The sequence below is a fragment of the Streptomyces sp. NPDC006296 genome (assembly GCF_040613235.1).
Taxonomy (GTDB): domain Bacteria; phylum Actinomycetota; class Actinomycetes; order Streptomycetales; family Streptomycetaceae; genus Streptomyces.
Genome location: NZ_JBEXRT010000071.1, coordinates 1 through 18,820, shown reverse-complemented (window position 1 = coordinate 18,820; position 18,820 = coordinate 1). Strand labels below are relative to the sequence as shown.

Here is an 18,820-nt window from a genome sequence, read left to right as displayed (position 1 = left end):
CGCTGGCCGCCCCGGGCGGGGTTTCCGCGGTCTGACGGACCGGGTCACCGTACGGCGCAGCCCCGTTCACTCCGCGCGGAGTGAACGGGGCTTCGCCGTACGGTGACGGGGCCGGACTACTTGGCCTCGGCCTTCTGGAGCTCGGCGAGCTCCTCGTCGGACTCGCGGCCCGGCGTCGGGAGGTTGAACTTCGTGATCGCGAACCGGAAGACCACGTAGTAGACCGCCGCGAAGCAGAGGCCGACCAGCACCAGCAGCCAGGGCTTCGACGCGATGCCCAGGTTCAGCAGGAAGTCGACCAGCCCGGCGGAGAAGCCGAACCCGTCCTTCATGCCGAGCCCCCAGGTCAGCGCCATCGAGACACCGGTCAGCACCGCGTGGATCGCGTACAGCACCGGGGCGATGAACATGAACGTGAACTCGATCGGCTCGGTCACACCGGTGACGAACGAGGTCAGCGCGAGCGAGAACATCATGCCGCCGACGACCTTGCGGCGCTCCGGGCGGGCGCAGTGCACGATCGCGAGGCAGGCCGCGGGGAGGGCGAACATCATGATCGGGAAGAAGCCGGTCATGAACTGCCCGGCGTTCGGGTCGCCCGCGAGGAACCGGGCGATGTCGCCGTGGGCGCCGTTGTACTCGCCGGCCTGGAACCACGGGAAGGAGTTCAGCAGGTGGTGCATGCCGACCGGGATCAGCGCACGGTTGGCGACACCGAAGATGCCCGCCCCGACCGCGCCCGAACCGACCAGCCACTCACCGAAGTTGTGCAGGCCCGTGCCGAGCACCGGCCAGATCAGACCGAAGACGATACCGATGACCAGGCCCGCGAAGGCGGAGAGGATCGGGACCAGGCGGCGGCCGCTGAAGAAGCCCGCCCAGTCGGGGAGCTTGGTCCGGTAGAACCGCTGGTACAGCAGGGCCACGACTATGCCCATCACGACACCGCCGAGCACACCCGCGTTGACCGGGGCGTCACTCATGACGATCTTGCCGTCGACGACGCTCGCGACCTGGGGGAGGTTGCCGTCGGTGAAGGTGGCCAGCACCTTCTGGAAGACCAGGTAGCCGGTCACCGCGGCGAGGGCCGTCGAGCCGTCCGACTTCTTGGCGAAGCCGATGGCGATGCCGACGGCGAACAGCAGGGCCATGTTGTCGAGGATGGCGCCGCCACCGGCGGCCATGTAGCCGGCCAGCTTGGTGATGACGGTGGGGAACGACTCGCGGCCGAGCATGTCGGCATTGCCGAGCCGGACCAGCAGCGCTGCGGCGGGCAGGACCGCGACGGGCAGCATGAGGCTGCGGCCGATGCGCTGCATGACCGCCATCACGCCGGCGCCCCGCTTCTTTGCGGGGGCGGCCGGAGCGGTGTCCGTACTCATCAACTTCCTCCAGTTGGCAAGGCGCCGCCGGGGACAGTCGGTGAGGGGCGGCGACTCGAGGAACGCGGCGGCAGGAACGGCCGCGTGGTCTGGACCACTGAGTGGTGTAGACCAGTTTTAGCACGGTGAGGGTTCGATAAGGAACCTTCGACGGGGCCCGTAGTGCCCCCGCCACCCACGGTGACGCCGAGGAGCCCCCGGACCCTGAGGTCCGGGGGCTCCTCCGAGAGCCGGGCAAGCCCTACTTCGTGAGGTCCTCCTCGATTCTCTCCTCCACCTCGGCGGGCTCCCGCCCCGGGGTCTGGAGATCGAACCTCGTGATCGCGAACCGGAAGACCGCGTAGTACACCACCGCGAAGCACAGCCCGATCGGGATGATCAGCCACGGCTTGGTGTCCAGGTGCCAGTTGACGACGTAGTCGATCAGCCCGGCCGAGAAACTGAACCCCGCGTGCACGCCCAGCGCCCAGGTGACCCCCATCGAGACCCCGGTGAGGACCGCGTGCACCCCGTACAGCAGCGGCGCGACGAAGAGGAACGAGAACTTCAGGGGCTCCGTCACACCCGTCACGAACGACGTCAGCGCCACGGACAGCATCAGCCCGGACACCTCCTTGCGCCGCTCCGGACGCGCGGTGTGCGCGATCGCCAGCGCCGCGGCCGGCAGACCGAACATCATGATCGGGAAGAAGCCCGAGGTGAACTGCCCCGCCGACGGGTCCCCGGCGAAGAAGCGCGAGATGTCACCCTGCACGGTGCCGCCGTCCGCCCCGGTGAAATCGCCCGCCTGGAACCAGAAGAAGGTGTTCAGGAACTGGTGCATGCCGATCGGGATCAGCAGCCGGTTCGCGAAACCGAAGATCGCCGCACCCCAGGCACCCAGATCGATCAACTGCTTGGCGAACCAGGTCAGCGCGTCACCGACCGGCTGCCACAGCAGACCGAACAGCACCCCCAGCACCACACAGAGGAACGCCATCAGGATCGGTACCAGGCGGCGCCCGTTGAAGAAACCGAGCCAGTCGACCAGCTTCGTACGGTGGTAGCGCTGCCACACCACCGCGGTCAGCAGCCCGATGAGGATGCCGCCCAGCACCCCGGGATTCTGCGGCACCCCGTCCGGCACCGCGTCCGTCACCGAGCCGGCCACCGGGAACGCCGCGAGCACACCCCGGTACACCAGGAAGCCGACGACCGCGGCCAGCGCCGTCGAGCCGTCCGCCTTCCTCGCGAAACCGATCGCCACACCGATGCAGAACAGCAGGGGCAGCCCCACCTCACCGTCGAGGATCGCCGTGCCGCCGTTCAGGAGCACCTTCGCGAACTTGTCCCAGAACGGGCCGTGCAGCGAGGAGTCGAAGAGATTGCCCAGACTGACCAGAAGGCCCGCCGCGGGCAGCACGGCCACCGGCAGCTGAAGACTCCGGCCGACCTTCTGCAGGCCCTGGACCGGTCCGTTCCACCACGCCCGCCGCGGTACTGCAGCCGCGCTCGAACTCATCGGCATCCTCCCGGAACACGCCAGGTTTGGCAGTGGTCGCAAACTGGTGTAGACCAGTTGCGTCATGGCGCCGATACCCCGTCGCACGGCAGGGCACCGGTGATCGTCATCATTGGGGACCGCACGGTCACCCGCCCGCGAAGTTGAGCCAACCGTGCGTTACCGTGACGAAACCCACGGTGGGCCGCTCCACGCACGCACAGACCAGGGAGAAGGACATGGCCAGCAAGGCTGAGAAGATCGTCGCCGGGCTCGGCGGTATCGAGAACATCGACGAGATCGAAGGCTGCATCACCCGCCTCCGCACCGAGGTCCACGACCCCAGCAAGGTCGACGAAGCCGCGCTCAAGGCCGCCGGAGCCCACGGCGTCGTCAAGATGGGCACCGCGATCCAGGTCGTCATCGGCACCGACGCCGACCCCATCGCCGCCGACATCGAAGACATGATGTGACCGGCTGACCCCGCCGGCCCGCCACGGTCCCACGCGCAGGCCCCGCTCCGCCCCCGACCGGCACGGAGCGGGGCCTGCCGTGCACCCGGCAGCCACCCGGCCGGGCACCCGAACGGACCCGGCCCGCCCAGCCGATAGGCTCGACGCCATGTCTCGCATCGACGGCCGCACCCCCGAACAGCTCCGCCCCGTCACCATCGAACGCGGATGGAGCAAGCACGCCGAAGGCTCCGTGCTCATCTCCTTCGGCGACACCAAGGTCTTCTGCACCGCCTCCGTCACCGAAGGCGTCCCCCGCTGGCGCAAGGGCAGCGGCGAAGGCTGGGTCACCGCCGAGTACTCCATGCTGCCCCGCTCCACCAACACCCGCGGCGACCGCGAATCCGTACGCGGCAAGATCGGCGGCCGCACCCACGAGATCAGCCGCCTCATCGGCCGCTCGCTGCGCGCCGTCATCGACTACAAGGCCCTCGGCGAGAACACCGTCGTCCTCGACTGCGACGTCCTCCAGGCCGACGGAGGCACCCGCACCGCCGCCATCACCGGCGCCTACGTCGCCCTCGCCGACGCCATCGCCTGGGCCCAGGGCAAGAAGATCGTCAAGCACGGCCGCAAGCCCCTCACCGGCACCGTCGCCGCGGTCAGCGTCGGCATCGTCGACGGCGTCCCCCTCCTCGACCTCTGCTACGAGGAAGACGTCCGCGCCGACACCGACATGAACGTCGTCTGCACCGGCGACGGCCGCTTCGTCGAGGTCCAGGGCACCGCCGAGGCCGAACCCTTCGACCGCGACGAGCTCAACGCCCTCCTCGACCTCGCCACCGCCGGCTGCACCGACCTCGCCAAGCTCCAGGAAGAGGCGCTCGCCCGCACACTCGGCGAGTAAAGGCGGGTAAAGAAGCAACCAAATCCGCAGCACACCGCGTCGTAGCGGATACGGGCGCACGGGTCGAACCGTGCGCCCGTCCACGTATCCGCCCCCGGGGAGGGACCGCACCATGGCCTCGCGCCGCCACTCACGCACCGCACTCGCCGTCACGGCCACCCTGCTCACCCTCACCGCGGCCGCCGGCTGCGGTGCCGTCGACAAGGCACTCGACTGCGTCCGCACCGCCGACGCCATAGCCACCAGCGTCGACAGCCTCCAACAGGCGGTGTCCAACGCCTCCGACGACCCCACCCAGGCCTCGGAGTCCCTGGACCGCATCGACAAGGAGCTCAAGGACCTCGGCGACACCACCGACAACGCCGACCTGAACAAGGCCGTCGACGACCTCCAGGCCGGCGTCACCAACGTCCGGGACTCCCTCGACCAGGGCGACGCCACCCCCGACATCAGCCCCGTCACCGACGCCGCCACCGAGATAGGCAAGGTCTGCACCCCCTGACCGGGCGGCGATAATCGACGCATGACGCGCCTGATCCTCGCCACCCGCAACGCCGGGAAAATCACCGAACTCCACGCGATCCTCGCCGACGCGGGCCTGACCCACGACCTCGTCGGCGCGGACGCGTACCCCGACATCCCCGACGTCAAGGAGACCGGCGTCACCTTCGCCGAGAACGCCCTCCTCAAGGCGCACGCACTCGCCCGGGCCACCGGCCACCCCGCCGTCGCCGACGACAGCGGCCTCTGCGTCGACGTGCTCGGCGGAGCCCCCGGCATCTTCTCCGCCCGCTGGGCCGGCGCCCACGGCGACGACCGGGCCAACCTGGAGCTGCTCCTCGCCCAACTCGGCGACATCGACACCCCGCACCGCGGCGCCCACTTCGCCTGCGCCGCGGCCCTGGCCCTCCCCGACGGCACGGAACGCGTGGTCGAGGGCCGCCTCACCGGCACCCTGCGCACCGTCCCGGCCGGAGCCCACGGCTTCGGCTACGACCCGGTCCTCCAGCCGGACGGCGAGACCCGGACCTGTGCGGAACTCACCCCCGACGAGAAGAACGCGATCAGCCACCGGGGGAAGGCGTTCCGGGCACTGGTGCCGGTGGTGCGGAAGTTGGTGGGGTGAGTCCCCAGACACAGAACGTCCTGCGCATCGGGTCTTTGATGCGCAGGACGTTCGCGGTGCGGCGGAAGGGATTCGAACCCTCAAGCCGTTTCACGGGCCACAGATCCTAAGTCTGCTGTGTCGCCATTGCACCACCGCCGCTAGCCGCCTGTCATGGTACCGGGCGGGCTGTCGAGGTGGTAAGCGAGTCTTGCGGGTGTGCTGTTCGGTGTGTCCCCCCCTCGGCACCAGGTGCGGGTCACCGCGTGGCAGTTCGGGCAGAGCAGTCGCAGATTCTCCCTGCGGTCGTCGCTCCAGTCGCCGTCGATGTGATCCACCTCCAGGGTCATGGGTTCGCCCAGCCACGTCCCGCCGGTCCCGCACTCGGCACACTCCTCCGGCACGCCGGCGTCCCGCAGCGCGCGTCGCAGCAGCACCGTCTTCGTGCGGCGCTCTCCGGCGTGTTTCACCAGGATCTGTTCGGCGGTCTTCAGCGGGGTGGTTCCGACGCGTCCTCGCTGATGCCCCTGCCCCAGGAAGTGCGCGGTGGTGAGCCCGTCCTCGGCGATCCACTCGCGCAACCCCTTCCGCCGGCTCGCGTTGTCCCTCAGGCCCAGTCGCCTGAGGGCGTCCGCGAGGGACACGGCGGCGGCGACGGCCTCCGCGAGGTCCGTGGTGGAGGGCCGGCTTCTCTCCGTGCGGCGGGCGAAGTGGGACACATCGATCCCGAAGTGCTCGAAGCGGCTGAGCAGATGACGGGTGAGCCGGCTGTAGGGGCGGATGCCGAGGAAGTCGACGACCTCGTGGATGTCGGAGCAGACGCGAGCCGCTTCGGTCAGCCGCTCCCGTGTGTACCGGTTGCCGGTGCTCATCGGTCACCACTCCGCACCGGGGTGCCACCTCGTGTGCCGCGGCCCCGGTACGTGTCCGTCGTCGCGTGGCAGTTCGGGCAGAGCAGCCGAAGATTCCGCGGGCAGTTGTTTCGCCAGTCGCCGTCCCTGTGGTCGACCTCCAGCGGCAGCGGGTGGCCACGCCAGCGGGGACCTGTGCCGCACCGGGCGCAGCGTTCGGGAACGCCCATGGCGATCATGGCGCGCTTGAGCCGTTCGCCGGGGACGCGGCGCGTGAGGGTCCGGCCGTGGTCGGCCAGCAGCTCGTCCGGGTGCCGGCGCCGCACCTCTCCACGCCGCGAGGGTGCCGTGAAGTGCGAGGTGTCGATCCCCAGCGCCCTGACGCGCCGGCTGATGTGGGTGTGCTGGCCTCCCACCACGTCCAGGCCGAGACGGCGCAGCACTTCGGACATGGTCGACGACGACGCGACCGCGGCTCGGAGGACCTCCTCCGTCCAGCGCCCGCCTTCCCTCGCGAAGTGCCCGGTGTCCACCCCGAGGGTGCGTATACGGCCCAGGAGGTACCGCCGCGACCCGCTCCTCGGATCGACCCCGAGCTTCGTCAGCGCCTCCGAGAGCGTCCTCGACGACGAGGCCGCCGCTACGAGGCGCTCGCGCGTGTACGGGCTCACCGGCATGTCCCCCTCCGCATCCGGCCGCGTGTTCGCGGCCTCGTACGGAGCAACGAAACGTAAATCGGATGGTCACGTCCGCAATGCGGCGATATGCGGAAGGGCCCGTACCGCTTCGGTGTGAAGCGGTACGGGCCCTTCCTGCGGGGTGCGTCAGAACTTCGGGTCCGGGCTCTGGGCGTGGACCAGGTCCGCCGCCTCCTCCTCGGTCTCCACCGAGGGCGGGGAGCCGGCCAGCGGCTGGTTCGCGGTCTCCTTCATGCAGGCCACCGCGATCACCCCCACCAGGGCCGCCGCCATCGCGTAGTACGCCGGCATGAGGTTCGAGCCGGTCCAGCTGATCAGGGCGGTGATCACCAGCGGGGTGGTGCCGCCGAAGATCGACGCCGAGAGGTTGTAGCCGACCGACAGGGAGCCGTAGCGGACGTTGGTCGGGAACAGTGCCGGGAGCGCCGCGGACATCGTGCCCAGCAGGCAGACCAGGGAGAGGCCCATCATCAGCATGCCGAGGGTGATCGCCGGGATGCTGCCCTGGCGGATCAGGAGGAACGACGGAAGCGACAGGAACAGGAAGCCGAGCATGCCGGCCATCAGGAGCGGCTTGCGGCCGAAGCGGTCGGAGAGCTTGCCGAACTGGCTGATGACCAGCATCAGGACGACCATGACGCCCAGCAGGATGAGCAGCCCGTGGGTCTCGCTGTAGTCCAGCTCGTCGGAGAGGTAGGTCGGCATGTACGACAGCAGCATGTAGTCGGTGATGTTGTACGCGCCGACCAGAGCGATGCAGAGGATCAGGGTGGGCCAGTACTGGCGGAAGATCTTCGCGAGGTCGCCCTTGGCGGTGGCCTCGACGTGGTCGGCGGCCTCCGAGGCGTGGGCGGTGCCGCCCTCCAGCTTCTGGAAGGCGGGGGTCTCGTCCAGGCGGAGTCGCAGGTAGAGGCCGACGAGGCCGAGCGGTCCGGCGACCAGGAACGGGATGCGCCAGCCCCAGGCCTCCATCTGGCCGGTGTCCAGGAGGGCGTACAGCAGGGTGACGAGCCCGGCGGCGCCGACGTAGCCGGCCAGGGTGCCGAATTCGAGGAAGCTGCCGAAGAAGCCGCGGCGCTTGTCGGGGGCGTACTCGGCGATGAAGGTGGACGCGCCGCCGTACTCGCCGCCGGTGGAGAAGCCCTGGAGCATCCGGAAGAAGATCAGCAGGACCGCGGCCCAGACGCCGATGGTGTCGTGGGAGGGGATGAGGCCGATCGCGAAGGTGCCGACCGCCATGAGGATCATGGTGAGGGCGAGGACCTTCTTGCGGCCGACCTTGTCGCCCATGGGGCCGAAGAACATGCCGCCGAGCGGCCGGACGAGGAACGCCACGGCGAAGGTCGCGAACGACGAGAGGAGCTGGGTCGTGTCGTTCCCGGAGGGGAAGAAGACGTGCCCGAGGGTGACGGCCAGGTAGGAGTAGATGCCGAAGTCGAACCACTCCATGGCGTTGCCGAGTGACGCCGCCTTCACCGCGCGCTTGACCGCCTGGTCGTCGGTGATGGTGATGTCCGTCCGACGGAGCCGGGGATTCTGGCGCTTCCGGATGGCCCGGAAGAGCGCCGGGTGACGTTTGACCGCATCAGGGTCGGCCGCCTGGTGGGGGTCGGAGGCCGCCATGGCCGGTTCCTTTCGTCGAACGGTGTTCCAGGAAAGGCTTCTGCGCAGTCATGGCGGTTGCAAACCGAATCAACGGAAGATTGCGACTCCGGTCACATGTTCCCGGGCCGGGATCCTGTCGTCCGGGTCAGATTCCGAGGTCCTTGATGATCTTGGCGACGTGTCCGGTCGCCTTGACGTTGTAGAGGGCCTTCTCCACTTTGCCCTCCTCGTCGACCACGATCGTGGAGCGGATCACCCCGGTCACCGTTTTGCCGTAGAGCTTCTTCTCGCCGTACGCGCTGTACGCCTCCAGGGTCTCCTTGGAGGGGTCTCCGACCAGGGTGACCTTGAGGTTCTCCTTCTCGCGGAACTTCGCGAGCTTCTCCGGCTTGTCGGGCGACACGCCGATGACGTCGTAGCCGGCTCCGGTCAGCAGCTCCAGGTTGTCGGTGAAGTCGCAGGCCTGCTTGGTGCAGCCGGGGGTGAGTGCGGCGGGGTAGAAGTAGACGATGACCTTGCGGCCCTTGTGGTCCGCGAGCGAGACGTTCTTGCCGTCGGCGTCCGGAAGGGTGAAGGCGGGGGCGGTGTCGCCGGTCTGGAGTCGCTCGCTCATTTTTCTCCTCGAGTGGCACGTGTGCGGTCTGGCACCGAGCGTAATAGGGGGTGCCGCCGGGTGCGGGGGCGGCCGAGCTGACAGACTGTCGATGAAGGTTTACCCGAGCGACCACGGAGGCGGCGCAGTGTCGGATACCAGGACCCCTGCGCAGATCGAGGCGGACATCATCAGCAGGCGTGAGCGGCTTGCGGTGGTGCTGGACGAGATCGGGGTGCGGGTGCACCCGAAGACGGTGATCGGTGATGCGAAGGCGAAGGTCGCGTCGACGGTGGACCGGACGGCGGGGCGCGCGTTCGTCGCGGTGAACCGTTCGGTCGCGGATGTGAAGGCGCAGTTCGTGGCGGAGGACGGTTCGCCTCGGCTGGAGCGGGTGATCCCGGCCGCGCTGGTGGTGGCCGGTGCGGTGGCGTTGCTGACGGTGTCGTCGTCCCGGTCGTCCGGGTCGGCCCGTTGCGGGCGTCGCAAGAGGCGTTGAGGCCGGTGTCCGGGCGCCCCTGGGGCGTGCCGGGCGGTCCGGGGCAGGTAGGTTTCTGCGCGTGAGTGACAACGGCATGAGCAACACCGACGACAAGCTGCCGATCCGGATGCTGCACGACCGCGTGCTGGTCCGGTCGGACTCGCCCGAGGGCGAGCGGCGTTCGGGCGGCGGGATCCTGATTCCGGCGACGGCCGCGGTCGGCCGGCGTCTGGCGTGGGCCGAGGTGGTCGCGGTCGGGCAGAACGTGCGGACCGTGGAGCCGGGCGACCGGGTGCTGTACGACCCGGAGGACCGCGCCGAGGTCGAGGTGCGGGGTGTGGCGTACGTGCTGATGCGTGAGCGGGACCTGCACGCGGTGGCGGCGGACCGGTTCGAGGGTGCGGTGGACTCGACCGGGCTGTATCTGTAGCCGGATGCGGGGTGCGGGGGCCTGGTGACTGCGGTCACCAGGCCTTTCGGCTTTTGTTGCTACGGTGGGGGGACCCCGACGAGACGCGCCGTACCGGGTTCCGCAAAGACGACGCACCCGTGTTGGTCACGTGTGGATGCGTGTGTCGTCGTGGAGGTGCCGTCGTGGCGTGGGTTCTGTTGATCGTGGCCGGTCTGCTGGAAGTGGGCTGGTCGATCGGGATGAAGTACACCGAGGGGTTCACCCGGCTGTGGCCGAGTGTGTTCACCGGGCTGGGGATCGTGGCCAGCATGATGCTGCTGGCGCAGGCGGCGAAGACGCTGCCGATCGGTACGGCCTACGGCGTGTGGGTGGGGATCGGGGCGGCCGGGGCCGCGGTGCTGGGCATGGTCGTGCTGCACGAGCCGGTGACCGCCGCCCGCGTCTTCTTCGTCTGTCTGCTGCTGGTGGCCGTGGTGGGGCTCAAGGCGACGTCCGGCCACTGACGTGGTGGCGCGGCCGGCCGTTGTCGGCCGGCCGCACGCCCGGTTTTCCCCGGGTCAGGACAGCGTCAGCTCGGGGGAGTACATGTCGAGCCAGAGGGCCAGGTCCAAGGTGCGTTCGAGGCCGCTCCGGGATGCCTGGGAGATCTGTGGGGTGTCCTGGTCGGCGGCCCGTCGGAGGCGGGCGGGGTCGACGAGGTCGAAGACCCGGTGCGAGGGGCGGGAGAGCAGGTCCTTGGCGTGGTCCTGGAGTGCCAGGGCGTACTTGGGGTCCTGGGTGGAGGGGTAGGGGCTCTTGACCCTGTCGTACACGGAGCGGGGCAGGACGTCGGCGGTGGCCTCGCGCAGCAGGGTCTTCTCCCGGCCGTCGAAGGACTTCAGGGCCCAGGGCGTGTTGTAGACGTACTCGACGAGGCGGTGGTCGCAGAAGGGCACGCGTACCTCCAGGCCGACGGCCATGCTCGCGCGGTCCTTGCGGTCGAGGAGTACGCGGACGAAGCGGGTCAGGTGCTGGTGGCTGATCTTGCGCATGGTGTATTCGAAGTCGCTCTCGGCGTCAAGCCGCTGGATGCCGGAGACCGCGTCGTGGTAGCTGTCGGCGACGTACGAGGTGAGGTCGAGGCGGGTGGTGAGGTCGGGGTGGAGCACCTCGGTGTCCTCGCCGAAGTGCCGGCTGAGCTGGGCCAGCCAGGGGAAGGTCCGGCTCTTGCGGGCTTCCTCGTCGAAGAACTGGAGGTAGCCGCCGAAGACCTCGTCGGCGGACTCGCCGGAGAGGGCGACCGTGGAGTGTGCGCGGATCGCCTTGAAGAGGAGGTACAGCGAGGCGTCCATGTCCCCGAAGCCCGCGGGTATGTCGCGGGCACGGATGACCCGGGAGCGGACGTCGGGGTCGGCGAGGGCGTGTGAGTCGAGCACGATGTCGCGGTGTTCGGTGCCGGAGGCCCGCGCCACGTCGTGGACGAAGGGAGTGTCGGGGGTTCCGCGGAGTTCGTCGGCGACGAAGTTCTCGGTCTGTCCGGCGAAGTCGACGGCGAAGCTGCGGACGGTCTCTCCTGTCGCGCCGAGCTGACGGGCGGCCAGTGCGGTCATGGCGGAGGAGTCGAGTCCTCCGGAGAGCAGGGTGCAGCGGGGGACGTCCGAGACGAGCTGGCGGCGCACGATGTCGTCGAGGAGTGTGCGGACGGTGGCGAGAGTGGTGTCGCGGTCGTCGGTGTGGGGCCGGGTCTCGAGCTGCCAGTACACGTATCGGCGCAGGCCGGTGCGGTCGACGGTGATGACGGTGCCGGGCTCGACCTCGTGCATGCCGTCCCATACCGCGTGGCCGGGTGTCTTCACGAAGGTGAACAGTTCGCGGAGGCCGTCGAGGGTGACGCGGGGCCGGGCGAGAGGGTTGGCGAGGATCGCTTTGGGCTCGGAGCCGAAGAGGACGCCGTCGGGTGTCTCGTAGTAGTAGAACGGCTTGATGCCCATGCGGTCGCGGATCATCACGAGCTTGTCGTGTCGTCCGTCCCACAGGGCGAAGGCGTACATGCCGTTGAGGCGTTCGGCGACTGCCTCGCCCCACTCCACGTAGCCGCGGAGCACGACCTCGGTGTCGGAGTCGGTGGTGAACCGGTGGCCGCGGCGGGCGAGTTCGTGCCGGAGCTCGGTGTAGTTGTACGTCTCGCCGGAGTAGACCATGACGACCGCGCCCTGGGGGGTGTCGACGGTCATGGGCTGGCGTCCGCCCGGCAGGTCGATGATGGCCAGTCGTCGGTGGCCGAGCGCGGCGGGTCCGTCGATCCAGGTTCCGCGGTCGTCCGGGCCGCGGCAGGACATCGTCTCCGTCATGGCGTCGAGTGTTGCGGCCGAGGCCCGTAGGTCGCGGTCGAAGGAGATCCAGCCGGTGATGCCGCACATCCGGTATTCCTCCTGCTTCCGGTCGCGCCTGGGCCTCCGGGCCGCCGCTTCCGGCCGGTGACGCCGGGGGAGGGGCGGACAGGCAGCCGGCGAAACCAGTTGTAGTGAGCACCTATGTATGGAGCGTGTGACATGTCGGGGCCCGGGTCAACCGGCCGGTTGACCGCCGGGCGGGATCGTCCCGCGCTTTTCGGACGCACACGGTGGAACCTTTGCGAAGGCGCGCCCCCCGAAGGCCGTCCGTGAGCGGGCTGTGCGCTTGCGGAGGGCGCGACGGCGGGCAGGGATCCGGCCACAGGCAAAGCTTTGGCCAATCCGGGCGGGCCGCATCCGGTCCCTCGGCCGCACCGCTCGTCTGCTTGCCGGACGCCGGGTTTTCAGGGGCGGTCGGGGCCGAGGGGATGCCGTCCGTCCCCGAACCGCCTGGTGCCGGTGCTGTCCGGGCCGGCCGTCCTGTCGGGGTGGGGGGTGCCCTCGTCCCGTCGGCCGCCCGGACGGCTGCCGGCGGCCTCCCCGGCGGGGGCGCGTGAAGGTGTGTCGGCGGGCGTGGCGGTGTGGAGCGCCCCTGCGGCGGGTGGCGCCTCGGAGGGGGCTTCCGGTACGCGGGAGCGGTCGTCGCCGCGCCTCCGCTCGCGGGCGTCGCCGGTGCCGGGCTTCTCGGTGGATCCGTCGTCCCCCGGTGCCTTGGTGCCCCCTGCCTCCTCGGTGTCCTCGCCCTCCCCGCTCTCGTCGGGGTCGGGCTCCTCGGGGCCTTCGTCGGCCTCCAGCTCGAAGTCCTGGACGGCGCTGCCTTCCAGGGCGGCCCTGGTGTAGGCGGCCCAGGTCTCGGCGGGTGCGCCACCGCCGTTCATGCGGGCCAGGCCGAGTGCGCCGTAGAGGGGCTTCTGCACGCCGGTCCGTGGGTTCTGGCCCATGACGGCGATGACGGTGGCGAGGTCCGGGGTGTAGCCGGCGAACCAGGCGGCCTTGTCCTCCTCGGCGGTGCCGGTCTTGCCCGCGGCGGGGCGTCCGGCGGCCCGGGCCGCGGTGCCGGTGCCGCCGTCGACGACGCTGCGCAGCACGGAGGTCGTGGTGTCGGCGGCCTCGCGGCTGATGGCGCGTCGGGTGGTCCGGGCGGGGAGGTCGAGCGCGGTGGCGTTCTTGCTGATCTTGGAGACGAGGGTGTGGGGGCGCTGTCTCCCGTGGTCGGCGAGGGTGGCGTAGGCGGCGGCCATGTCGACGACGCTGGCGGTGGCGGGGCCGAGCGCGATGGAGGGGGAGGCGGTGAGGTCGGGGGTGTCCTGGGGGATGCCGAGGGCGATCGCGGTGTCCTTGACCTCCTGGGGGCCGACGTCCTGGGCCATCTGTGCGTAGACGGCGTTGACCGACTTGTCGGTGGCCTCGCGGACGGTGATGGAGCCGTAGTCGACGTCGTCCTCGTTGGCGGGGGAGTATCCGGTGGAGCCGGTGGCGCTCTGGACGGTGCGTTCGTTGGTGCCGTCGTAGCGGGTGTTGGGGGTGATCGCCCGGTCCTTCTGGGTGGTGGAGCCGTGGGAGAGGGCGGCGGCGAGGACGAACGGTTTGAAGGTGGATCCGACCTGGTAGTCGCGGCGGGTGGCGTTGTTGACGAACTGTTGCGTGTAGTCGACACCGCCGTAGAGGGCGACGACGTGGCCGGTGGCGGGGTCGACGGAGGCGCCGCCGGCCCGGACGTTGCGGTCGGCTTCGCGTTCGTCGCTGGTCCTGGACAGGACGTTCTCCCGGACGGCCTCGACGAGTGCGTCCTGTTTCTTCTTCTGGAGTGTGGTGGTGATGCGGTAGCCGCCGGTGGCGAGGGTGGCCTCGTCGAGGATCTTGTGGGCGGCGAGGTAGTGCTCGACGGCCTGGACGATGTAGCCGCGCTGGCCGGAGAGGGCGGTGGCGGGCTTGGCCTTGCCGGGGACGGGGAAGGTCATGGCGTCGCGGTCGGCGGCGGTGAGCCAGTCGTGGGTGACCATGCCGTCGAGGACGTAGTTCCAGCGGGCGAGGACGGCGCTCTTGTTCTCGGGGTGGGCGACCACGTCGTAGGAGCTGGGGGCGTTGAGCAGGGAGGCGAGGTAGGCGCCTTCGCCGGCGTCGAGGTCTTCGACGTCCTTGCCGTAGTAGGCGTGGGAGGCGGCCTGGATGCCGTAGGCGTTGCGGCCGAAGTAGCTGGTGTTGAGGTAGCCCTCCAGGATCTCGTCCTTGCTCTGTTCGCGGTCGAGCTTGATGGAGATGAAGAGTTCCTTGGCCTTGCGGACGACGGTCTGTTCCTGGCCGAGGTAGTAGTTCTTGACGTACTGCTGGGTGATCGTGGAGCCGCCCTGCCTGCCCTTGCCGGTGACGGTGTTCCAGCCGGCGCGGAGGGTGGCCTTGAGGTCGATGGCGTCCTCGGAGTAGAAGTCGCGGTCCTCCGCGGCGAGTACGGCGTGCTGGATGGTGCGCGGGACGCGGCGGAGGGGGATGTTCTCGCGGTTGATCTCGCCGTCGCGGGCGATGACGGTGCCGTCCGCGTAGAGGTAGACGTTGGACTGGGCGGTCGCGCTGGCGTTGGCGGCGGGGATGTCGATGAGCTGGTAGCCGGCGAGGAACCCGCCGACGAGGAGCAGGGCCAGGAGGAGTACGCCGCCGAGGAGCATGCGCCAGGTGGGGACGGCGCGGCGCCAGCCGGTCCGCTTGGGCCGCTTGGGGCGTTTCGTGCGCCCCTCGGGGCCCTGTGCGCCGTTCGGGTGGGTGGTGGTGGGGGCCGCGGCCGAGGGGTCCCGGGGGGCCCAGCCCTGGGAGCCCTGCTCACCGGGGTCTCCGCCGTGCTGCGGTGGCTCTTGGCTCATGACTGTGAGGCTCCTCCACTACGGACGATTTTCCTATAGTGCACTTTTCGGGCGGATAACCCGGGGAACCCTTCGCCGGAAACCCGGTCGCGGCGGCCGGAGGCCCTCGGCTAAGGTCATGCGCTTTGGCACGACGAGGGAGGGGCGGGGTGCGGCTCTACGCCGTGGTGGCGGCCGGTGGGTTCCGGCGGTACGCCACCTACCGGGTGGCCACGTTCGCCGGTGTGTTCACCAACACCGTCTTCGGTTTCATCATGGCGTACACCTACATCGCCCTGTGGGACGAGCGTCCGCGGCTCGGCGGGTACGACATGGAGCAGGCGGTGACCTATGTGTGGCTGGGTCAGGCCCTGCTGATGGCCTGCGCGATGATGGGCGGCGGTTTCGAGGACGAGCTGATGGAGCGGATCCGTACGGGCGACATCGCGGTCGATCTGTACCGGCCCGCCGATCTGCAGCTGTGGTGGTTGGCGGGGGACCTGGGCCGGGCGGCGTTCCATCTGCTGGGGCGCGGGGTCGTGCCGATGCTGCTGGGCGCCCTGGCCTTCGACCTGGCGCTGCCGCGGTCCCCGTGGACCTGGCTGGCCTTCCTGGTGTCGGTGGCGCTGGGGGTGGTGGTGAGCTTCGCGGTGCGTTTCCTGGTGGCGCTGTCGGCCTTCTGGCTGATGGACGGGGCGGGGGCGATGCAGATCGCCTGGCTGGCCGGGCTGTTCTTCTCCGGGATGCTGCTGCCGCTGAACCTGTTCCCCGGGGTGCTCGGTGAGGTCGCCCGGGCCCTGCCGTGGTCGTCCCTGCTGCAGGTGCCGGCCGATGTGTTCCTCGGCACGCGCACGGGCTGGGACCTGGCCGCGGCGTACGCCTTCCAGGCCGGCTGGGCGGTGGTGCTGCTGCTCGCGGGGCGGCTGCTCCAGTCGGTGGCGACGAGGAGGGTGGTGGTCCAGGGTGGCTGAGGTCCGGGTGGGGCGGGCGGCGGCGGAGCCGGTGGTCCCGTTATCCGAGCGGTCGCGGTGGGCCGAGGGGGTGCGGGCGTACGGGCTGATCGTGGCGATGTGGCTGCGCTCGACGATGGCCTACCGGGCGTCGTTCGTGATGACGGCGGTGGGGAACTTCGTGGCGACGGGCTTCGACTTCGTCACCATCATGCTGATGTTCACGCACGTCGACGTGCTGGGCGGCTTCACCCTGCCGGAGGTCGCGCTGCTGTACGGGGCGTCGGCGACCGCGTTCGGGCTGGCCGACCTGCTGCTGGGGTCGATGGACCGGCTGGGGCGGCGGGTGCGGGACGGGACGCTGGACACCCTGCTGGTGCGTCCGGTGCCCGTGCTGGCGCAGGTGGCCGCCGACCGGTTCGCGCTGCGCAGGCTGGGCCGGATCACCCAGGGGCTGCTGGTGCTGGGCTACGCGCTGACGGTGCTGGACATCGGATGGACCCCGCTGAAGGTCCTGATGCTGCCGATGATGGTGCTGAGCGGGGCGGCCGTCTTCGGGGCGGTGTTCGTGGTGGGCGCGGCGTTCCAGTTCTGGGCGCAGGACGCCTCGGAGGTGCAGAACGCGTTCACGTACGGCGGGACGACGCTGCTGCAGTACCCGCCGTCGGTGTTCGCGAAGGACCTGGTGCGCGGGGTGACGTTCGTGGTGCCGCTGGCGTTCGTGAGCTGGCTGCCGGCCCTGTACGTGCTGGGCCGGGACTATCCGCTGGACCTGCCGCGGTGGGTGGCGTTCCTGCCGCCGGTGGTGGCGGCCGGGTGCTGGCTGCTCGCGGGCCTGGCGTGGCGGGCGGGGCTGCGGGCGTACCGCAGTACGGGAAACTGAGGAGTGGGCGTGGACGGCACGGACTTCATCGAGCTCGACGGCGTCGAGAAGGTCTTCGACGTGCGCCGCAGGACGGGCTTCCTGCGCCGGGAGCGGCACGAGGTGCGGGCGGTGGACGGCATCAGCTTCGGGGTGCCGCGCGGTGAGATGGTCGGCTACATCGGGCCGAACGGGGCCGGCAAGTCGACGACCATCAAGATGCTGACGGGCATTCTCACCCCGAGCGGCGGCCGGCTGCGGGTCGCGGGCATCGATCCGTCCCGGGAGCGTACGAGGCTGGCGCAGCGGATCGGTGTGGTGTTCGGGCAGCGCACGACGCTCTGGTGGGACCTGCCGCTGCGCGACTCGTACCGGCTGATGCACCGGATGTACCGGATCCCGGACAGCCGGTTCCGGGAGAATCTGGACCGGTGCGTGGAACTGCTGGATCTGGGCGCGTTGTTGGAGGTGCCGGTGCGTCAGCTGTCGCTGGGGCAGCGGATGCGGGGCGACATCGCGGCGGCACTGCTGCACGACCCGGAGGTGCTGTACCTCGACGAGCCGACGATCGGGCTCGACGTGGTGTCCAAGGCGAGGGTGCGTGGTTTCCTCCGGGACCTGAACGCGGAGCGGTCGACGACGGTGCTGCTGACCACGCACGACCTCACCGACATCGAGCAGTTGTGCAAGCGGGTGATGGTGATCGACCACGGCCGTCTGGTGTACGACGGCGCGCTCGCCGGGCTGCACGAGGTGGGGGCGAGCGAGCGCACCCTGGTCGTGGACCTGGAGCGGGAACTCCCGCCGATCGAGCTGGGGTCGGAGCCGTCGGTGCGGGTGGTGAAGGTCGAGGGGCCCCGCCAGTGGCTGGCCTTCCCGGCGTCGGCGTCGGCCGCTCCGCTGGTGGCGCGGATCGCGGCGGACTTCCCGCTGGTCGACCTGTCGGTGCGGGAACCGGACATCGAGTCCGTCATCGCCAGGATGTACATGTCGGATGCGGCTCCCTGAGGGCTGTCCCGTAGGCCGTCGCGCGATCGCTCTATAGGGTGCGCGGTATGACGAGTGAGAGCCCGGACATGCGTGCCTCCGACGCGGAGCGCGAGCGGGTCGCCGAGACCCTGCGGGAGGCCGTCGCCGAGGGGCGGCTGGAGATGGACGAGTTCGAGCAGCGGCTGGACGCGGCGCTCACGGCCCGTACGCACGGGGAGCTGGTGCCGCTCGTCCGGGACCTTCCGGCGCGGGGCGCGCCGGTGGCCGGGCGGGCGGGGGCGTCGGAGGGCCGGCCCGCGCGGATCGGCGGTACTCCGACGTCGTCGGGGGCGTTCGCCTTCTGGGGCGGGTTCCGCCGCAGGGGCCGCTGGACGGTGGGGCCGAGGTTCACCGCGTTCGCGATGTGGGGCGGCGGTGAGATCGACCTGCGGGAGGCGCGGTTCGCGGAGCGGGACGTGGTGATCCGCTGTTTCACGGTCATGGGCGGGATGCACGTGACGGTGCCGCCGGACCTGGACGTCCGGGTCGACGGCGTCGGTGTCATGGGGGGTTTCGGGGAGCGTTCCGAGCCCGGCGGTGACCCGGACCCGGCCCCGGACGCGCCCCGGGTGCGGATCACCGGGTTCGCGCTGATGGGCGGGGTCGGTGTGGAGCGCAAGCGGAGCGCGGCGGACGAGCGGCGGCAGGAGCGGGACCGGCTGGGGAAGCCGGACGCGGGGGACGGGCGCAAGGAGCTCGGCTGAGCCGTGCCGTGCCGGGGTGCGGTACGAGACCGACGGCGCACGCTACGCCGGGCCCGATGTCACCGCCCGGCTCGACACGGTGCGGCTCACCCGGGACGGGCCCG

19 protein-coding genes, 1 tRNA gene, 1 pseudogene and 1 riboswitch are annotated in these 18,820 nt (G+C 70.2%); of the genes and pseudogenes, 12 read left to right on the top strand and 9 right to left on the bottom strand.

Annotated elements, in window-relative coordinates; all coding sequences use genetic code 11:
* Positions 1–116: 116 nt before the first annotated feature.
* Entirely contained in the window at positions 117–1,382 is a 1,266-nt protein-coding gene (locus ABZ172_RS29465) for a PTS transporter subunit EIIC (RefSeq protein ID WP_356888305.1), read from the bottom strand.
* A gap of 241 nt (positions 1,383–1,623) precedes the next feature.
* A complete protein-coding gene (locus tag ABZ172_RS29460; RefSeq protein ID WP_356888303.1) occupies positions 1,624–2,883 on the bottom strand; it encodes a PTS transporter subunit EIIC in 1,260 nt (419 codons plus the stop codon).
* Between the two features lie 179 nt (positions 2,884–3,062).
* Between ABZ172_RS29460 and ABZ172_RS29455 the strand changes: the two genes are divergently transcribed.
* The 4 genes from ABZ172_RS29455 to rdgB all read left to right on the top strand — a co-directional run bounded on the left by ABZ172_RS29455 (position 3,063) and on the right by rdgB (position 5,347).
* A complete protein-coding gene (locus tag ABZ172_RS29455; RefSeq protein ID WP_356888311.1) occupies positions 3,063–3,335 on the top strand; it encodes a PTS glucose/sucrose transporter subunit IIB in 273 nt (90 codons plus the stop codon).
* Between the two features lie 148 nt (positions 3,336–3,483).
* The gene (gene rph / locus ABZ172_RS29450; protein ID WP_356888301.1) at positions 3,484–4,221 is read left to right on the top strand and encodes a ribonuclease PH; all 738 of its coding nucleotides are present in this window, start codon (positions 3,484–3,486) and stop codon (positions 4,219–4,221) included.
* A 112-nt stretch (positions 4,222–4,333) separates the two neighbouring features.
* Positions 4,334–4,723 carry a hypothetical protein gene (locus tag ABZ172_RS29445; RefSeq protein WP_356888299.1) on the top strand — a complete coding sequence of 130 codons (390 nt, stop codon included), beginning with the start codon at positions 4,334–4,336 and terminating at the stop codon, positions 4,721–4,723.
* Between the two features lie 21 nt (positions 4,724–4,744).
* Positions 4,745–5,347 (top strand): RdgB/HAM1 family non-canonical purine NTP pyrophosphatase, encoded by a 603-nt coding sequence (gene rdgB, locus ABZ172_RS29440; RefSeq protein WP_356888297.1) that lies wholly within the window; start codon positions 4,745–4,747, stop codon positions 5,345–5,347.
* Positions 5,348–5,404: 57 nt separating this feature from the next.
* Here the strand turns inward: rdgB and ABZ172_RS29435 are convergent.
* The 5 genes from ABZ172_RS29435 to bcp form a co-directional block, all read right to left on the bottom strand.
* Positions 5,405–5,488 (bottom strand) — tRNA-Leu (locus ABZ172_RS29435).
* The gene (locus ABZ172_RS29430) at positions 5,488–6,198 is read right to left on the bottom strand and encodes an HNH endonuclease signature motif containing protein (RefSeq protein WP_356888295.1); all 711 of its coding nucleotides are present in this window, start codon (positions 6,196–6,198) and stop codon (positions 5,488–5,490) included. Before ABZ172_RS29430 ends, ABZ172_RS29435 begins: the two co-directional genes overlap by 1 nt.
* Positions 6,195–6,854, bottom strand: coding sequence for an HNH endonuclease signature motif containing protein (locus ABZ172_RS29425; protein WP_356888293.1), 660 nt, complete (start codon positions 6,852–6,854; stop codon positions 6,195–6,197). Before ABZ172_RS29425 ends, ABZ172_RS29430 begins: the two co-directional genes overlap by 4 nt.
* A 147-nt stretch (positions 6,855–7,001) precedes the next feature.
* Entirely contained in the window at positions 7,002–8,498 is a 1,497-nt protein-coding gene (gene proP, locus ABZ172_RS29420) for a glycine betaine/L-proline transporter ProP (RefSeq protein WP_356888291.1), read from the bottom strand.
* A gap of 127 nt (positions 8,499–8,625) precedes the next feature.
* The gene (gene bcp / locus ABZ172_RS29415; protein ID WP_356888289.1) at positions 8,626–9,093 is read right to left on the bottom strand and encodes a thioredoxin-dependent thiol peroxidase; all 468 of its coding nucleotides are present in this window, start codon (positions 9,091–9,093) and stop codon (positions 8,626–8,628) included.
* Between the two features lie 127 nt (positions 9,094–9,220).
* Between bcp and ABZ172_RS29410 the strand changes: the two genes are divergently transcribed.
* The 3 genes from ABZ172_RS29410 (at position 9,221) to ABZ172_RS29400 (ending at position 10,468) form a co-directional block, all read left to right on the top strand.
* Positions 9,221–9,571 (top strand): DUF3618 domain-containing protein, encoded by a 351-nt coding sequence (locus ABZ172_RS29410; RefSeq protein WP_356888287.1) that lies wholly within the window; start codon positions 9,221–9,223, stop codon positions 9,569–9,571.
* 76 nt (positions 9,572–9,647) lie between these two features.
* Positions 9,648–9,983, top strand: a complete 336-nt coding sequence (locus tag ABZ172_RS29405; protein ID WP_124277173.1) for a co-chaperone GroES — start codon at positions 9,648–9,650, stop codon at positions 9,981–9,983.
* A gap of 45 nt (positions 9,984–10,028) precedes the next feature.
* Positions 10,029–10,101: riboswitch (guanidine-III (ykkC-III) riboswitch) on the top strand.
* 46 nt (positions 10,102–10,147) lie between these two features.
* Positions 10,148–10,468: a multidrug efflux SMR transporter gene (locus ABZ172_RS29400; protein ID WP_356888285.1), complete on the top strand. Its 321-nt coding sequence runs from the start codon at positions 10,148–10,150 to the stop codon at positions 10,466–10,468.
* Positions 10,469–10,522: 54 nt separating this feature from the next.
* Here the strand turns inward: ABZ172_RS29400 and asnB are convergent, their stop codons facing one another.
* Positions 10,523–12,364 carry an asparagine synthase (glutamine-hydrolyzing) gene (asnB, locus tag ABZ172_RS29395; RefSeq protein WP_356888283.1) on the bottom strand — a complete coding sequence of 614 codons (1,842 nt, stop codon included), beginning with the start codon at positions 12,362–12,364 and terminating at the stop codon, positions 10,523–10,525.
* A gap of 377 nt (positions 12,365–12,741) precedes the next feature.
* Positions 12,742–15,192 carry a transglycosylase domain-containing protein gene (locus tag ABZ172_RS29390; RefSeq protein ID WP_356888281.1) on the bottom strand — a complete coding sequence of 817 codons (2,451 nt, stop codon included), beginning with the start codon at positions 15,190–15,192 and terminating at the stop codon, positions 12,742–12,744.
* Between the two features lie 149 nt (positions 15,193–15,341).
* Between ABZ172_RS29390 and ABZ172_RS29385 the strand changes: the two genes are divergently transcribed.
* From ABZ172_RS29385 to ABZ172_RS29365, 5 genes and pseudogenes are all read left to right on the top strand, one after another.
* Complete coding sequence (locus ABZ172_RS29385) at positions 15,342–16,142, top strand: ABC-2 family transporter protein (RefSeq protein WP_356888309.1); 801 nt, start codon at positions 15,342–15,344, stop codon at positions 16,140–16,142.
* 31 nt (positions 16,143–16,173) lie between these two features.
* Positions 16,174–17,004, top strand: coding sequence for an ABC transporter permease (locus tag ABZ172_RS29380; protein ID WP_356888279.1), 831 nt, complete (start codon positions 16,174–16,176; stop codon positions 17,002–17,004).
* A gap of 9 nt (positions 17,005–17,013) precedes the next feature.
* Entirely contained in the window at positions 17,014–17,991 is a 978-nt protein-coding gene (locus tag ABZ172_RS29375; RefSeq protein WP_356888277.1) for an ABC transporter ATP-binding protein, read from the top strand.
* Between the two features lie 68 nt (positions 17,992–18,059).
* Positions 18,060–18,716, top strand: a complete 657-nt coding sequence (locus tag ABZ172_RS29370) for a DUF1707 domain-containing protein (protein WP_356888307.1) — start codon at positions 18,060–18,062, stop codon at positions 18,714–18,716.
* 10 nt (positions 18,717–18,726) lie between these two features.
* A pseudogene (locus ABZ172_RS29365) lies at positions 18,727–18,820 on the top strand (hypothetical protein); the annotation flags it as partial.

What these genes read in the sequence shown, in the direction of transcription:
- ABZ172_RS29465 (WP_356888305.1), bottom strand. Translation starts at nt 1,382, where the DNA reads ATGAGTACGGACACCGCTCCGGCCGCCCCCGCAAAGAAGCGGGGCGCC.
- ABZ172_RS29460 (WP_356888303.1), bottom strand. Translation starts at nt 2,883, where the DNA reads ATGAGTTCGAGCGCGGCTGCAGTACCGCGGCGGGCGTGGTGGAACGGA.
- rph (WP_356888301.1), top strand. Translation starts at nt 3,484, where the DNA reads ATGTCTCGCATCGACGGCCGCACCCCCGAACAGCTCCGCCCCGTCACC.
- ABZ172_RS29445 (WP_356888299.1), top strand. Translation starts at nt 4,334, where the DNA reads ATGGCCTCGCGCCGCCACTCACGCACCGCACTCGCCGTCACGGCCACC.
- rdgB (WP_356888297.1), top strand. Translation starts at nt 4,745, where the DNA reads ATGACGCGCCTGATCCTCGCCACCCGCAACGCCGGGAAAATCACCGAA.
- ABZ172_RS29430 (WP_356888295.1), bottom strand. Translation starts at nt 6,198, where the DNA reads ATGAGCACCGGCAACCGGTACACACGGGAGCGGCTGACCGAAGCGGCT.
- ABZ172_RS29425 (WP_356888293.1), bottom strand. Translation starts at nt 6,854, where the DNA reads ATGCCGGTGAGCCCGTACACGCGCGAGCGCCTCGTAGCGGCGGCCTCG.
- proP (WP_356888291.1), bottom strand. Translation starts at nt 8,498, where the DNA reads ATGGCGGCCTCCGACCCCCACCAGGCGGCCGACCCTGATGCGGTCAAA.
- bcp (WP_356888289.1), bottom strand. Translation starts at nt 9,093, where the DNA reads ATGAGCGAGCGACTCCAGACCGGCGACACCGCCCCCGCCTTCACCCTT.
- ABZ172_RS29405 (WP_124277173.1), top strand. Translation starts at nt 9,648, where the DNA reads ATGAGCAACACCGACGACAAGCTGCCGATCCGGATGCTGCACGACCGC.
- asnB (WP_356888283.1), bottom strand. Translation starts at nt 12,364, where the DNA reads ATGTGCGGCATCACCGGCTGGATCTCCTTCGACCGCGACCTACGGGCC.
- ABZ172_RS29390 (WP_356888281.1), bottom strand. Translation starts at nt 15,192, where the DNA reads ATGAGCCAAGAGCCACCGCAGCACGGCGGAGACCCCGGTGAGCAGGGC.
- ABZ172_RS29370 (WP_356888307.1), top strand. Translation starts at nt 18,060, where the DNA reads ATGCGTGCCTCCGACGCGGAGCGCGAGCGGGTCGCCGAGACCCTGCGG.